This window comes from Neisseria sp. P0021.S005 (assembly GCF_051956955.1).
The window spans coordinates 1-535 of sequence record NZ_JBQCWY010000896.1; the positions used below are offsets into that span (position 1 = coordinate 1).

Annotated in this window: 1 protein-coding gene; it reads left to right on the forward strand. The window is 44.5% G+C overall.

Features of this window, described 5'->3' with window-relative positions; all coding sequences use genetic code 11:
* Positions 1 to 535 (forward strand): collagen-flanked surface repeat-containing protein (locus tag ACTHUE_RS20035; RefSeq protein WP_440403739.1); only part of this gene is annotated, 535 nt, incomplete at both ends.

The following is a 535-nucleotide window of genomic DNA, read 5'->3' on the forward strand; positions in this document are numbered from 1 at the left end:
GTAAAGACGGTGTAGATGGTAAGAATGCTAAAGCCGACGTTAAAGACAACGGCGACGGTACTCACACTGTAACCATCACTGATGGTGAAGGTAATACCACTACTACTATCATTAAAGATGGTAAGAATGCTGAAGCCGACGTTAAAGACAACGGCAACGGTACTCACACTGTAACCATCAAAGACGGTAACGGTAATACCACTACTACCATCCTTAAAGACGGTGCTACTGGCGCTACTGGTGAAAAAGGTGACACTGGTGCCGCAGGCGCTAAAGGTGAAAAAGGTGACACTGGTGAAAAAGGTGGCAGCATCACAGGTGAAGTTGTAGATAATGGTGATGGTACCCATACAATCACTGTTACTGATCTTGATACCGGTTCAGTCACTACTACCATCGTTAAAGACGGTAAAGACGGTGTAGATGGTAAGAATGCTAAAGCCGACGTTAAAGACAACGGCGACGGTACTCACACTGTAACCATCACTGATGGTGAAGGTAATACCACTACTACTATCATTAAAGATGGTAAGAA